The organism is Bacillus cereus group sp. BfR-BA-01309, assembly GCF_022664315.1.
Lineage (GTDB): Bacteria > Bacillota > Bacilli > Bacillales > Bacillaceae_G > Bacillus_A > Bacillus_A mobilis.
In genome coordinates, this window is record NZ_JAKUHE010000021.1 from 24,744 (window position 1) to 39,042 (window position 14,299).

Here is a 14,299-nt window from a genome sequence, read left to right on the forward strand (position 1 = left end):
AAAGAATTTCAAGTTTTCATCTAACAGAATTCATTTTACAGTTTCTGGATTTTAGTTTTATTGATTTCATATTACTATAGAAGAAACTCGTCAAAACATAAAAATAAAATTTCATTCATTATATAACTACAAACAAAAAACCCAAGGGAAGATCCCTTGGGTTTTTTTATATCAGTTAAGATTACTCAACGATAGTTGCAACTACACCGTAACCTACTGTACGTCCACCTTCACGAATAGAGAATTTAGTTCCCTCTTCGATAGCGATTGGAGCGATAAGTTCGATAGTCATTTCGATGTTGTCACCAGGCATTACCATTTCAGTACCTTCTGGTAATTGGATGATACCAGTTACGTCAGTTGTACGGAAGTAGAACTGAGGACGGTAGTTAGCGAAGAATGGAGTGTGACGTCCACCTTCTTCTTTAGATAATACGAAAACTTCAGCTTTGAATTTAGCGTGAGCTTTTACAGAGCCAGTTTTAGCAAGAACTTGTCCACGTTGGATGTCTTCACGAGCAACCCCACGAAGTAAAGCACCGATGTTGTCTCCAGCTTGAGCTTGGTCAAGAAGTTTACGGAACATCTCTACACCAGTTACAGTTGTAGAAGCATTTTCTTCAGCAAGACCGATGATTTCTACTACGTCACCAACTTTAACGATTCCGCGCTCTACACGACCAGTTGCAACTGTACCACGACCTGTGATAGAGAATACATCCTCGATAGGCATTAAGAATGGTTTGTCAGTTTCACGTTCTGGAGTTGGGATGTAAGCATCAACTTCAGTCATTAATTCAATGATTTTTGCTTCCCAATCAGCTTCTCCTTGAAGAGCTTTAAGAGCAGAACCTTTGATTACAGGAATGTCGTCGCCTGGGAATCCGTATTCAGATAATAGGTCGCGAACTTCCATTTCTACTAATTCTAATAATTCTTCGTCGTCTACCATGTCGCATTTGTTTAAGAATACAACGATGTAAGGAACACCTACTTGACGAGAAAGAAGGATGTGCTCACGTGTTTGAGGCATTGGGCCATCAGCAGCAGATACTACTAAGATACCGCCGTCCATTTGAGCAGCACCAGTGATCATGTTTTTAACATAGTCAGCGTGACCTGGGCAGTCAACGTGTGCATAGTGACGAGTTTCAGTTTCGTACTCAACGTGTGCAGTTGAGATTGTGATTCCGCGCTCTCTTTCTTCTGGAGCAGCGTCGATTTGATCGTATCCGCGTGCTTCAGCACCACCAGCTTTTGCAAGAACTGTAGTGATCGCAGCAGTTAATGTAGTTTTACCATGGTCAACGTGGCCGATTGTACCGATGTTAACATGGGGTTTAGAACGTTCGAATTTAGCTTTAGCCATTCTAAATTCCTCCTTAGTTTATATAGGTTATTTTATATTTAGACTAGAAAGTGAAACTTACGTCCCACTTTCTAAGCTTACATAAGTAGTTATACTTGAACAATCGATAAAAATCAATTATTCACCTTTATTTTTTTTAATAATTTCTTCAGAAACAGACTTCGGTACTTCTTCATAATGATCAAATGTCATTGAGAATGTTCCGCGTCCTTGAGTGTTAGAACGTAATGCCGTTGCATAACCGAACATTTCAGAAAGTGGAACCATAGCGCGAACAACTTGTGCGTTACCGCGAGCTTCCATACCTTCTACACGTCCACGACGAGATGTTACGTCGCCCATAATGTCACCCATGTACTCTTCAGGAATTACAACTTCAACTTTCATCATTGGCTCAAGAATTACTGGGCTACATTTAGAAACCGCAGCTTTAAGTGCCATAGATGCAGCGATTTTGAACGCCATCTCAGATGAATCGACATCATGGTAAGATCCGTCAACTAACGCAGCTTTGATGTCAACTAGTGGATAACCAGCTAGTACACCATTTTTAAGTGAGTCTTCAAGACCCGCTCCAACAGCTGGGATGTATTCACGTGGAACTACACCACCGACGATTTTGTTTTGGAATTCAAAACCTTTACCTTCTTCATTAGGTTCAAACTCAATCCAAACGTGACCGAATTGTCCACGACCACCAGATTGACGAGCGAACTTACCTTCAACTTTCGCAGCAGCGCGGAAAGTCTCACGGTATGCTACCTGAGGAGCACCAACGTTTGCTTCCACTTTGAATTCACGGCGCATACGGTCAACGATGATATCAAGGTGAAGTTCACCCATACCAGCGATGATTGTTTGGCCAGTTTCTTGGTCAGTGTGAGCACGGAATGTTGGATCTTCTTCAGAAAGCTTAGATAATGCTGTACCCATTTTATCTTGGTCAGCTTTAGATTTTGGTTCGATAGCTACAGAGATAACTGGCTCTGGGAATTCCATAGACTCAAGGATAACAAGGCTCTTCTCGTCACAAAGAGTATCACCAGTAGTAGTATCTTTTAAACCTACAGCAGCAGCGATATCACCAGCGTAAACTGTTGAAATCTCTTCACGGCTGTTAGCGTGCATTTGTAGGATACGACCTACACGCTCACGCTTACCTTTAGTTGAGTTTTTCACGTATGATCCAGAGTTTAACACACCAGAATACACACGGAAGAACGTTAACTTACCAACATAAGGGTCAGTCATGATTTTGAATGCTAAAGCTGCAAATGGTTCTTCATCGCTAGACTTACGTTCGATTTCTTCATCTGTATCCGGAAGAGTACCTTTAATAGCAGGTACGTCTAATGGAGATGGTAGGTAATCGATAACTGCGTCTAACAGAATTTGAACACCTTTATTTTTGAATGCAGAACCACAGATTACTGGGAAGAATTCTACAGAAGTTGTAGCCTTACGGATACCAGCTTTAAGCTCTTCTATAGTGATTTCTTCACCTTCTAGGTACTTCATCATCATTTCTTCATCAAGCTCAGCTACCGCTTCAATAAGTTTTCCACGGTATTCTGCAGCTAATTCTTTGTGCTCTTCAGGAATTTCAACACGCTCGATGTCTGTTCCTAAATCGTTACCGTACATGTAAGCACATTCTTCAACAAGGTCAATGATACCATTGAACTCATCTTCAGCACCGATTGGTAACTGAATTGGGTGTGCGTTTGCTTGTAAACGATCGTGGATTGTTCCTACAGAGTATAAGAAATCTGCACCAATCTTATCCATTTTGTTAACGAATACGATACGAGGTACACCGTAAGTAGTAGCCTGACGCCAAACAGTTTCTGTTTGTGGTTCTACACCAGATTGTGCATCAAGTACTGCTACCGCACCATCAAGTACGCGTAAAGAACGTTCTACTTCTACTGTGAAGTCTACGTGTCCTGGAGTGTCAATGATGTTTACACGGTGACCTTTCCATTGAGCTGTAGTTGCAGCAGAAGTAATTGTGATACCACGCTCTTGCTCTTGCTCCATCCAGTCCATCTGAGATGCACCTTCATGAGTTTCACCGATTTTATGAATACGTCCTGTGTAATACAGAATACGTTCAGTTGCTGTTGTTTTACCAGCATCGATGTGAGCCATGATACCAATATTACGAGTGTTTTCTAAAGAGAACTCTCTTGTCATTTGGTGTCTTGCTCCTTCCATATATGGATTGGATTTTTTTATTTTAAGTAGCAAAAAAGCCACTTTATATTGTTACACATGTCAGTATGTCCAGTACCCTCATTATGTAAAACGAGCGCCCAACGAAAGGGAGAGGCATTCTCCCTCTCCACACTTCCATAAGCGACAAATAAAGCGGTTTATGCTTACATTTATTTTACGTTGAATCCTACCAACGGTAATGAGCAAATGCTTTGTTAGCTTCTGCCATTTTATGAGTGTCTTCACGTTTCTTAACAGATGCACCAGCGTTGTTAGCTGCATCTAAGATTTCGTAAGCTAGACGCTCTTCCATAGTTTTTTCACCACGAAGACGAGCATAGTTTACTAACCAGCGAAGACCTAAAGTTGTACGGCGTTCTGGACGAACCTCAACTGGAACTTGGTAGTTAGCACCACCAACACGACGAGCACGTACTTCAAGAACAGGCATGATGTTCTTAAGAGCTTGCTCGAATACTTCCATAGGGTCTTTCTCTGAACGTTCACGAACGATATCGAAAGCGTTATAAAGAATTGTTTGAGATTTACCTTTTTTACCGTCAACCATCATTTTGTTGATAAGGCGTGTTACTAGCTTAGATTTGTACATTGGATCTGGTAACACGTCACGTTTCGCAACAGGTCCTTTACGAGGCATATTGAGTTCCTCCTTTCATTTTAAAGTTATTATTTTTTAGCAGGTTTTGGTCGCTTAGTACCATATTTAGAACGTCCTTGCATACGTTTGTCAACACCAGCTGTATCAAGCGCACCACGAACGATGTGGTAACGTACCCCTGGTAAATCCTTTACTCGACCACCGCGAATTAATACTACGCTATGCTCTTGTAGGTTATGACCGATACCTGGGATGTAAGCTGTAACTTCAATACCATTTGTTAAACGTACACGAGCGTATTTACGTAACGCTGAGTTCGGTTTCTTCGGAGTCATTGTACCAACACGAGTACATACACCACGTTTTTGAGGTGCAGAGATATCAGTTGATTTTTTCTTTAAAGAGTTAAAACCTTTGTTTAACGCAGGTGATTTAGACTTCCATACTTTATCAGTACGACCATTTCTCACTAATTGGTTAATAGTAGGCATTTGATTATCCTCCCTTCGCATGTTTGTATGACCACATATCCAGGTGGTTCATTATTAGTTGAAAACAAAGTTTTTGCAAGGAAGAGCAAATGCTCTCTCCTCACAAAAACAGTTTTAACTTATTATTCCTATTGCTGAAGCTCCCACTTGAATCCCCGAAACTTTTCCAAGCTTACGAACTGATTCAACTTTTGTTATGGGTATGTTATGTTGCAAGGCAGTACGAATGATCATATGGGTTAACCGCATATCAGCATCTTCCGCAATAACAACTTCTTTAACTATACCATTTTTGATTGCCTCCAATGTACGTTTATGACCAACGACTACATTTTCAGCATTTGACACTTTTTGATAAGACATATAAATATCCTCCAAAGCATCATTCAGGAGCAACCTTGATTATAGTAACATTTTGCTTCATACAATGTCAACTAGGATTAGCTGTTTTTATACAAAATTTACGACGGAAAATTTTACTGTTCCACATAAACTTCATCGTTTTCTACATTCATGTCACCTTGAGTTGTTTTTACAAGGTCCACTTTGCGATAACGATTCATACCTGTTCCAGCAGGAACAAGTTTACCGATAATAACATTTTCTTTCAATCCTAGAAGTTCATCGCGTTTACCCTTAATTGCTGCATCAGTTAAGACACGTGTCGTTTCTTGGAACGATGCTGCAGATAAGAATGAATCAGTTTCAAGCGAAGCTTTTGTAATACCAAGTAGAACAGGTCTAGCTGTTGCTGGTTGTTTACCTTTCAGTAACACCTTCGCATTCGCATCAGTAAACTGATGGATATCTAGTAATGTTCCTGGTAATACATCTGTTTCACCCGCATCACTTACACGAACTTTACGTAACATTTGACGTACCATTACTTCTACGTGTTTATCGCCAATTTCTACCCCTTGCATACGGTATACTTTTTGAACTTCACGTAATAAGTATTCTTGAACCGCCGTAATGTCCGTTACTTTTAGTAATTCTTTCGGATCAATAGAACCTTCTGTTAACTCTTTACCGTGGCTAATTGGCTGTCCTGGAGTTACTTTCAGACGCGCACCGTAAGGAATAGCATACGTACGAGCTTCAACTTCACCCTGTACAACTACTTCTTGGCGATCTTTAACATCGTTGATCGCTGCGATAACACCATCGATTTCACTGATAACTGCCTGACCTTTCGGATTACGAGCTTCGAAGATCTCTTGGATACGAGGTAAACCTTGAGTGATATCATCTCCGGCAACCCCACCTGTATGGAACGTACGCATCGTTAACTGTGTACCTGGCTCACCGATAGATTGAGCTGCGATAATACCTACCGCTTCTCCTACTTCTACGTCTGTACCAGTTGCTAAGTTACGACCGTAACACTTCTTACATACACCGTGGCGAGTGTTACACGTGAATGCTGAACGAATGTTTACAGTTTCAACACCCGAATTTTCAACGATATGAGCGATATCTTCAGTGATTAGTTGGTTTTCACTAACTAATACTTCACCTGTTTCAGGATGTTTTACAGTTTTTCTTGCAAAACGTCCAACAAGACGATCATATAATGACTCAATTACTTCATTACCCTCTTTAATCGCACCAATTAATAGACCACGATCTGTTCCACAATCATCTTCACGGACAATTACATCTTGTGCAACGTCTACAAGACGACGTGTTAAGTAACCAGAATCGGCAGTTTTAAGTGCTGTATCGGCAAGACCTTTACGCGCACCATGCGTAGAGATGAAGTACTCAAGTACTGTTAAACCTTCACGGAAACTTGATTTAATTGGAAGTTCGATAATACGACCAGATGGATTGGCCATCAGACCACGCATACCAGCAAGCTGAGTAAAGTTCGATGCGTTACCACGGGCACCGGAATCACTCATCATGAAGATTGGATTGCGTTTATTCAAGGATTTCATCAGTTTTCCTTGGATAACATCTTTTGCATTACTCCAAATAGAGATAACGCGATCGTAACGTTCTTCTTCTGTGATCAAACCGCGACGGAATTGTTTAATTACATTATCTACTTTTGCTTGTGCTTCATGGAGAATTTCATCTTTTTCGCCTAATACAAGAATGTCAGATACCCCAACTGTAATACCAGCTTTTGTAGAGTACTTAAATCCTAAGTTTTTCATGCGGTCAAGCATACGAGATGTTTCCGTAATTTGGAAACGTTTGAATACTTCCGCAATGATGTTACCAAGGATCTTCTTGCTAAATGGCGCCACTTCTTCGCGACTAGCAATAATTTCTTTAATGTTCGCACCTTTTTCAACGAAATACTCCGTTGGTGTTTCTTTTTCAAGGTTTGAGTTTGTCGGTTCATTAATATAAGGGAACGACTCTGGTAAGATTTCGTTAAATATTAATTTACCAACTGTTGTTAATAGAAGCTTACCTTTTTGCTCTTCAGTAAATGTTACGTTATTTACTGAACTTGCAGCAACTGCAACACGTGTGTGCAGATGTACATATCCATTTTGGTATGCAAGTATTGCTTCGTTTGCATCTTTGAAGACCATACCTTCACCGATTGCACCTTCACGCTCAAGAGTTAAGTAGTAGTTACCTAATACCATATCCTGAGATGGAGTAACAACTGGTTTTCCGTCTTTTGGATTCAAGATGTTTTGCGCCGCTAACATAAGAATACGAGCTTCTGCTTGTGCCTCTGATGATAACGGAACGTGAACCGCCATTTGGTCACCGTCAAAGTCCGCGTTGTATGCAGTACATACAAGTGGGTGAAGACGAATTGCGCGACCTTCTACTAATGTAGGTTCAAACGCCTGGATACCAAGACGGTGAAGTGTTGGTGCGCGGTTTAGAAGTACTGGATGCTCTTTGATCACAGATTCTAAAACGTCCCAAACTTCAGGTTGTACACGCTCGATTTTACGTTTAGCACTCTTAATGTTGTGTGCTAAACCTTTTCCAACTAACTCTTTCATAACGAAAGGCTTAAACAATTCAAGCGCCATTTCTTTCGGTAATCCACATTGGTACATCTTTAAGTTCGGTCCTACAACGATTACAGAACGGCCAGAGTAGTCAACACGTTTACCTAATAAGTTTTGACGGAAACGTCCTTGTTTACCTTTAAGCATGTGAGATAGTGATTTTAATGGACGGTTACCTGGTCCAGTAACTGGACGGCCACGGCGACCATTATCGATTAATGCGTCTACAGCTTCTTGTAACATACGTTTTTCGTTTTGAACGATGATGCTTGGTGCACCTAAGTCCAATAGACGTTTTAAACGATTGTTACGGTTAATTACACGACGGTATAAGTCGTTTAAGTCAGAAGTAGCAAAACGTCCACCATCCAACTGTACCATTGGGCGTAGTTCTGGTGGGATAACTGGAAGAACATCTAGGATCATCCAAGATGGGTGATTTCCAGAGTTACGGAATGCTTCTAATACTTCTAGACGTTTAATAGCACGAGTACGGCGTTGTCCTTGTGCTGTTTTTAATTCTTCTTTTAAGAAGTCTACTTCTTTATCTAAATCGATGTCTTGTAGTAGCTTTTTAATCGCTTCTGCACCCATAGCAGCTTGGAATGTGCTACCATATCGATCACGATATGCACGGTATTCTTTTTCAGAAAGTAATTGCTTCTTATCAAGTGGTGTATCTCCACTTTCTGTTACAACATAAGAAGCGAAATAAATTACTTCTTCAAGCGCGCGAGGGGACATGTCTAAGACAAGTCCCATGCGGCTCGGGATACCTTTGAAATACCAAATATGAGATACAGGAGCAGCTAATTCGATATGACCCATACGTTCACGACGAACTTTTGCACGCGTTACTTCAACGCCACATCGATCACAAACTACACCTTTATAACGTACACGTTTGTATTTTCCGCAATGACATTCCCAGTCCTTTTGTGGTCCGAAAATACGCTCACAGAACAAGCCATCTTTTTCAGGCTTTAACGTACGATAGTTAATTGTTTCTGGTTTCTTAACTTCACCGTATGACCAAGAACGAATCTTGTCAGGTGAAGCAAGTCCAATCTTCATATATTCAAAGTTATTTACATCTATCAAGGGGCCTACCTCCCTTTTAGTCTACAGGTTATCCCAATTATTCCTTAGTTGTCTCAACTTCGACATTCAATTTATCTGCTGATTGATGATCATCGTCATCTTCTGTATCACGCATTTCAATTTCTTTATCGTCGCTAGACATCATTTTAACGTCCATACCTAAACTTTGCAGCTCTTTAATCAATACTTTGAATGATTCAGGAACGCCTGGTTCTGGAACATTTTCGCCTTTAACAATGGCTTCATACGTCTTAACACGTCCAACAACATCATCAGACTTCACTGTTAAGATTTCTTGAAGAGTATAAGCAGCACCATAAGCTTCAAGTGCCCAAACCTCCATCTCACCGAAACGTTGTCCACCGAACTGAGCTTTACCTCCAAGAGGCTGCTGCGTTACAAGTGAGTATGGTCCAGTAGAACGAGCATGAAGTTTATCGTCAACCATGTGCGCAAGTTTGATCATATACATGACACCAACAGATACGCGGTTATCGAATGGTTCACCAGTACGTCCGTCATACAGGATTGTTTTCGCGTCATTTGCCATACCAGCTTCTTCAATCGTGCCCCAAACATCTTCCTCACGAGCACCATCGAATACTGGTGTTGCAATGTGAATGCCAAGGTATCTTGCTGCCATACCAAGATGAAGCTCTAATACCTGACCGATATTCATACGAGATGGTACCCCTAATGGGTTTAACATGATATCGATTGGCGTACCGTCTGGTAAGTAAGGCATATCTTCTTCTGGTAAAATACGAGAGATAACACCTTTGTTACCGTGACGTCCGGCCATCTTGTCACCTTCAGAAATTTTACGTTTTTGAACGATATATGCACGTACAAGTTGATTCACGCCTGGTGGCAACTCATCGCCATCTTCACGGTTGAATACTTTTACGTCTAAGATAATACCGCCACCACCGTGTGGTACACGTAGTGATGTATCACGTACTTCACGTGCTTTTTCTCCAAAGATAGCATGTAATAGACGTTCTTCAGCTGTTAATTCTGTTACACCTTTAGGTGTTACTTTACCAACAAGTAAATCTCCATCTTTTACTTCCGCACCAACGCGAATGATACCGCGCTCGTCAAGGTTGCGTAATGCATCTTCCCCAACGTTTGGAATGTCACGTGTAATTTCTTCTGGTCCAAGCTTCGTATCACGAGCTTCTGACTCATATTCTTCAATATGAATAGAAGTGTACACATCATCTTTTACAAGGCGCTCACTCATAATGATCGCATCCTCGTAGTTATAACCGTCCCAAGTCATGAAGCCAACAAGCACGTTACGTCCAAGTGCTAGTTCGCCTAATTCCATAGAAGGACCATCCGCAAGGATTTCACCTTTTACAACTTCATTTCCAACACTTACGATTGGGCGTTGGTTGTAGCAAGTTCCTTGGTTAGAACGAATGAATTTTTGCATTTTGTAGCGATCTAAGTCGCCTTTTACTGTTTGACCGTCAACTTCTACAAAGCGACGTACCCAAACTTCACGTGCTTCTACGCGTTCAACAACACCAGGGTGTTTACAGATTACTGCAGCACCTGAGTCTTTTGCTGATACGTACTCCATACCTGTACCTACAATCGGAGATTCCGGATTCATTAACGGAACCGCCTGACGTTGCATGTTCGCTCCCATAAGTGCGCGGTTAGAGTCATCGTTTTCTAAGAACGGAATACAAGCTGTCGCTGCCGACACTACTTGTTTTGGAGATACATCCATGTAGTCGATGCGTTCTTTATTTGTGACAATGTTTTCACCACGGAAACGAGCTACGATATCTTCACTAAGGAATTCTCCTTCTTCAGATAATTTCATATTCGCTTGGGCTACAACATAATTATCTTCTTCATCTGCAGTTAAGTAATCAACCTGCCCTGTTACAAGACCAGTTTCTGGATCAACACGACGGTATGGTGTTTCAATGAAACCAAACTCATTTACTTTCGCGAACGATGATAATGAGTTAATCAAACCGATGTTTGGTCCCTCTGGTGTTTCAATCGGGCACATACGACCATAGTGAGAGTAGTGAACGTCACGCACTTCAAAGCCTGCGCGCTCACGCGTTAAACCACCGGGTCCTAATGCAGATAGTCTTCGTTTGTGAGTTAACTCTGCTAATGGGTTTGTTTGGTCCATGAACTGAGATAACTGAGAACTTCCGAAGAACTCTTTAATAGATGCAATAACAGGACGAATATTAATTAGCGCCTGTGGTGTAATTGCATTTGTATCCTGAATCGACATTCTCTCACGAACAACACGTTCCATACGAGAAAGACCGATACGGAATTGATTTTGTAATAGTTCTCCAACTGAACGCAGACGACGGTTTCCTAAATGGTCGATATCATCTGTATCCCCTACTTTGTATAGTAGGTTGAAGAAGTAACTGATAGAAGCAAGGATATCACCTGGTGTAATGTGTTTTACATCACGAGTAATATTCGCATTACCAATTACATTAATTACGCGTTCGCCTTCTGACTCAGGAGCATAAATCTTAATAGATTGCAGCTCAACATCGCCTTCTACCACTCCACCCATTGGTTTCGCTGTTTTGAATCCAATGTTTTTCTCTAAGTAAGGTAAAATGCGATCAAGTGTACGACGATCTAAGATTGTTCCTTCTGCCGCTAAAATTTCACCAGTTTCTGGATCCACTAATGTTTCAGCTAAGCGTTGGTTAAACAATCTGTTTTTAATGTGTAACTTCTTGTTGATCTTATAGCGACCTACATTTGCTAAATCGTAGCGCTTTGGATCGAAGAAACGAGACACAAGTAAGCTCTTAGCATTTTCTACTGTTGGTGGTTCACCAGGACGTAGACGCTCATAAATTTCAAGCAATGCTTTTTCTGTGCTATCTGTGTTGTCTTTTTCTAATGTGTTGCTTAAGTATTCGTTATCACCTAAAAGCTCGGTGATTTCTTGATCAGAGCCAAACCCTAATGCGCGTAACAAAACAGTTACAGGAAGTTTACGCGTACGGTCAATACGCACATATACAACATCCTTAGCATCTGTCTCATACTCTAACCAAGCTCCGCGGTTTGGAATTACAGTAGCAGTAAAACCACGTTTTCCGTTTTTATCCACTTTGCCACTATAGTATACGCTTGGAGAGCGAACTAACTGGGAAACGATAACACGTTCTGCACCGTTAATTACGAATGTTCCAGTCTCTGTCATGAGTGGGAAATCTCCCATGAACACATCTTGTTCTTTTACTTCACCAGTTTCCTTGTTGATTAGACGCACTTTTACACGAAGTGGTGCTGCATACGTCACATCACGCTCTTTGCATTCGTCTACAGAGTATTTAGGTTCACCTAAGCTGTAGTCGATAAATTCAAGCGATAGATTTCCCGTAAAGTCTTCAATCGGAGAAATGTCTTGGAACATTTCTCGCAAACCCTCATCAAGAAACCACTGATAAGAAGAGGTTTGAATTTCGATAAGATTTGGTAACTCTAATACTTCACTAATACGGGCATAACTTCTTCGTTGGCGGTGGCGTCCGTATTGAACTAGTTGACCTGTCAACTGCTTCACCCCTCAAATCATGAGTATTATAAATGCGCAAAAAAATTTGCGCAAAATCACAAATAAATACAACTACTGCTATTAGCGTAGTCTTTTTCTCTTAAAGATAAATACGTTGAGTCTTTCTACCTGCTCAAAAAAGAAAAATGGCTTCTATAAGAAAACCATCATTCTGTTTCATAATCTGCTGATTTTACTATCTTTTCCAAGAGAAACAAAAATATACATCTTTCTCAACGCAGAAAATCATATATTGGCATTGTATAATGTTAACATAGCCAAAAATAACCGTCAACGTTTTTTTGATTTTATGATATAATATCCCTTTTTCTTTTCTACAACTTCGACTTCAGAAAATACTTCCTCTAGTTTCTTCAGTGCAGATGGTGCACCTTGCTTCTTTTGAATAACAATCCACAACTCTCCACCTGGAACCAAATACTCTACAGCCTTCTCTAAAATCTCATGCACGATATCTTTACCTGCACGAATTGGAGGATTAGATAGAATAGCAGCATACATACCATCTACATTTTCATAGACGCTACTCTGAAAAATGTGTACATTTCCAATTCTATTGTTAGCGGCATTTTCTTTCGCAAGCTCAAGCGCCCTTTCATTCACATCCACCATGTGAACTTTACGGTCTTGAAACTCTTTCGCCAACGATAAACCAATTGGTCCATATCCACAACCTACGTCTAATATATCACCTTTAATATCTGGCACTTGAAACGCTTCAATTAAAAGACGAGAACCAAAGTCCACTTCGTTTTTCGAGAACACCCCACGGTCAGATAAGAAAGTAAATCGAGATCCACGAAGTGCAAATTCCCATCGCTTACGATCACTTTTACTAGAAGGGTCGTTAGAAAAATAATGGTCTGCCATATGGCCACCTCTTTTCTTTACAGTTAAAAAAAAAGCTCGCATGAGAGCGAGCTTTTTTTAAAGCATCAAAAGTTAATTACTTAACTTCTACAGCAGCGCCAACTTCTTCAAGTTTAGCTTTCATTTCTTCAGCTTCCTCTTTAGAAACGCCTTCTTTGATTGCTTTTGGAGTGTTGTCAACTAATTCTTTAGCTTCTTTTAAGCCAAGACCAGTGATTTCACGTACAGCTTTGATAACTTTGATTTTTTGAGCGCCAGCACTTGCAAGTACTACGTCAAATTCAGTTTTTTCAGCAGCAGCTTCACCAGCGCCACCAGCTACAGCTACAGGAGCAGCAGCAGTTACGCCGAATTCTTCCTCGATAGCTTTTACTAAGTCGTTAAGTTCTAATACAGTCATAGATTTAACTGCTTCAATGATTTGTTCTTTAGTCATTGTAAATATCCTCCCTTAAATAGGTTTGTATTGTTTTATAGATAACAAGTAATTATCTTTTAAAAAATTAAGCGCCTTGCTCTTCCTTTTGATCTGCAACTGCTTTAGTAGCAAGTGCAAGATTACGGATTGGAGCTTGAAGAACGCTAAGAAGCATAGAAAGTAAGCCTTCACGTGATGGAAGAGTAGCGATAGCTTTAACCTCATCAAGTGTTACAAGTTTACCTTCGATTACACCAGCTTTAATTTCTAAAGCTTCGTGTTTTGTAGCGAAGTCGTTTAATACTTTCGCAGGAGCAACTACATCCTCGTTACTGAACGCGATTGCGTTTGGTCCTGTTAAGAATTCGTTTAACTCAGCCATTTCAGCAGATTCTGCAGCACGACGAGTTAAAGAGTTTTTGTAAACTTTGAACTCAACGCCAGCTTCACGTAAGTTTTTACGTAATTCTGTTACTTCAGAAACTGTTAAACCACGGTAGTCAACAACGATTGTAGATTTACTTTCGCGAAGTTTGTCCGCGATTTCAGTTACAACTTGTTGTTTAGTTTCGATTACTTTGCTCATGTTATTACACCTCCTGTAGATTATATAGAAGATGTACCGAAAGTGCACT

The 14,299-nt window shown here is 40.5% G+C and carries 10 protein-coding genes and 1 other annotated feature (1 of these 11 running past the window's edge); all 10 genes read right to left on the reverse strand.

What is annotated here, in order from left to right:
* Nucleotides 1-181 precede the first annotated feature (181 nt).
* The 10 genes from tuf to rplJ all read right to left on the reverse strand — a co-directional run bounded on the left by tuf (nucleotide 182) and on the right by rplJ (nucleotide 14,250).
* A complete protein-coding gene (gene tuf / locus MR115_RS26120) occupies nucleotides 182-1,369 on the reverse strand; it encodes an elongation factor Tu (RefSeq protein WP_001029617.1) in 1,188 nt (395 codons plus the stop codon).
* A gap of 117 nt (nucleotides 1,370-1,486) precedes the next feature.
* Nucleotides 1,487-3,565: an elongation factor G gene (fusA, locus tag MR115_RS26125; protein WP_073519016.1), complete on the reverse strand. Its 2,079-nt coding sequence runs from the start codon at nucleotides 3,563-3,565 to the stop codon at nucleotides 1,487-1,489.
* A 208-nt stretch (nucleotides 3,566-3,773) separates the two neighbouring features.
* Nucleotides 3,774-4,244: a 30S ribosomal protein S7 gene (gene rpsG / locus MR115_RS26130; protein WP_001137490.1), complete on the reverse strand. Its 471-nt coding sequence runs from the start codon at nucleotides 4,242-4,244 to the stop codon at nucleotides 3,774-3,776.
* Nucleotides 4,245-4,273: 29 nt separating this feature from the next.
* Nucleotides 4,274-4,696, reverse strand: a complete 423-nt coding sequence (gene rpsL / locus MR115_RS26135) for a 30S ribosomal protein S12 (protein WP_001142341.1) — start codon at nucleotides 4,694-4,696, stop codon at nucleotides 4,274-4,276.
* 114 nt (nucleotides 4,697-4,810) lie between these two features.
* Nucleotides 4,811-5,059: a 50S ribosomal protein L7ae-like protein gene (locus MR115_RS26140; RefSeq protein ID WP_000121828.1), complete on the reverse strand. Its 249-nt coding sequence runs from the start codon at nucleotides 5,057-5,059 to the stop codon at nucleotides 4,811-4,813.
* 113 nt (nucleotides 5,060-5,172) lie between these two features.
* Nucleotides 5,173-8,784, reverse strand: a complete 3,612-nt coding sequence (rpoC, locus tag MR115_RS26145; RefSeq protein WP_242243231.1) for a DNA-directed RNA polymerase subunit beta' — start codon at nucleotides 8,782-8,784, stop codon at nucleotides 5,173-5,175.
* Between the two features lie 37 nt (nucleotides 8,785-8,821).
* Nucleotides 8,822-12,355, reverse strand: a complete 3,534-nt coding sequence (gene rpoB, locus MR115_RS26150) for a DNA-directed RNA polymerase subunit beta (protein ID WP_061678374.1) — start codon at nucleotides 12,353-12,355, stop codon at nucleotides 8,822-8,824.
* A gap of 291 nt (nucleotides 12,356-12,646) precedes the next feature.
* Nucleotides 12,647-13,246 carry a class I SAM-dependent methyltransferase gene (locus tag MR115_RS26155; protein WP_242243232.1) on the reverse strand — a complete coding sequence of 200 codons (600 nt, stop codon included), beginning with the start codon at nucleotides 13,244-13,246 and terminating at the stop codon, nucleotides 12,647-12,649.
* A 76-nt stretch (nucleotides 13,247-13,322) separates the two neighbouring features.
* Nucleotides 13,323-13,682 (reverse strand): 50S ribosomal protein L7/L12, encoded by a 360-nt coding sequence (rplL, locus tag MR115_RS26160; protein WP_000159737.1) that lies wholly within the window; start codon nucleotides 13,680-13,682, stop codon nucleotides 13,323-13,325.
* 67 nt (nucleotides 13,683-13,749) lie between these two features.
* Complete coding sequence (rplJ, locus tag MR115_RS26165) at nucleotides 13,750-14,250, reverse strand: 50S ribosomal protein L10 (RefSeq protein ID WP_000048719.1); 501 nt, start codon at nucleotides 14,248-14,250, stop codon at nucleotides 13,750-13,752.
* A gap of 39 nt (nucleotides 14,251-14,289) precedes the next feature.
* Nucleotides 14,290-14,299: a sequence feature (ribosomal protein L10 leader region), on the reverse strand (it continues 134 nt past the right edge of the window).

What these genes read in the sequence shown, in the direction of transcription:
- rpsG (WP_001137490.1), bottom strand. Translation starts at nt 4,244, where the DNA reads ATGCCTCGTAAAGGACCTGTTGCGAAACGTGACGTGTTACCAGATCCA.
- MR115_RS26155 (WP_242243232.1), bottom strand. Translation starts at nt 13,246, where the DNA reads ATGGCAGACCATTATTTTTCTAACGACCCTTCTAGTAAAAGTGATCGT.
- tuf (WP_001029617.1), bottom strand. Translation starts at nt 1,369, where the DNA reads ATGGCTAAAGCTAAATTCGAACGTTCTAAACCCCATGTTAACATCGGT.
- MR115_RS26140 (WP_000121828.1), bottom strand. Translation starts at nt 5,059, where the DNA reads ATGTCTTATCAAAAAGTGTCAAATGCTGAAAATGTAGTCGTTGGTCAT.
- rpsL (WP_001142341.1), bottom strand. Translation starts at nt 4,696, where the DNA reads ATGCCTACTATTAACCAATTAGTGAGAAATGGTCGTACTGATAAAGTA.
- fusA (WP_073519016.1), bottom strand. Translation starts at nt 3,565, where the DNA reads ATGACAAGAGAGTTCTCTTTAGAAAACACTCGTAATATTGGTATCATG.
- rplJ (WP_000048719.1), bottom strand. Translation starts at nt 14,250, where the DNA reads ATGAGCAAAGTAATCGAAACTAAACAACAAGTTGTAACTGAAATCGCG.
- rplL (WP_000159737.1), bottom strand. Translation starts at nt 13,682, where the DNA reads ATGACTAAAGAACAAATCATTGAAGCAGTTAAATCTATGACTGTATTA.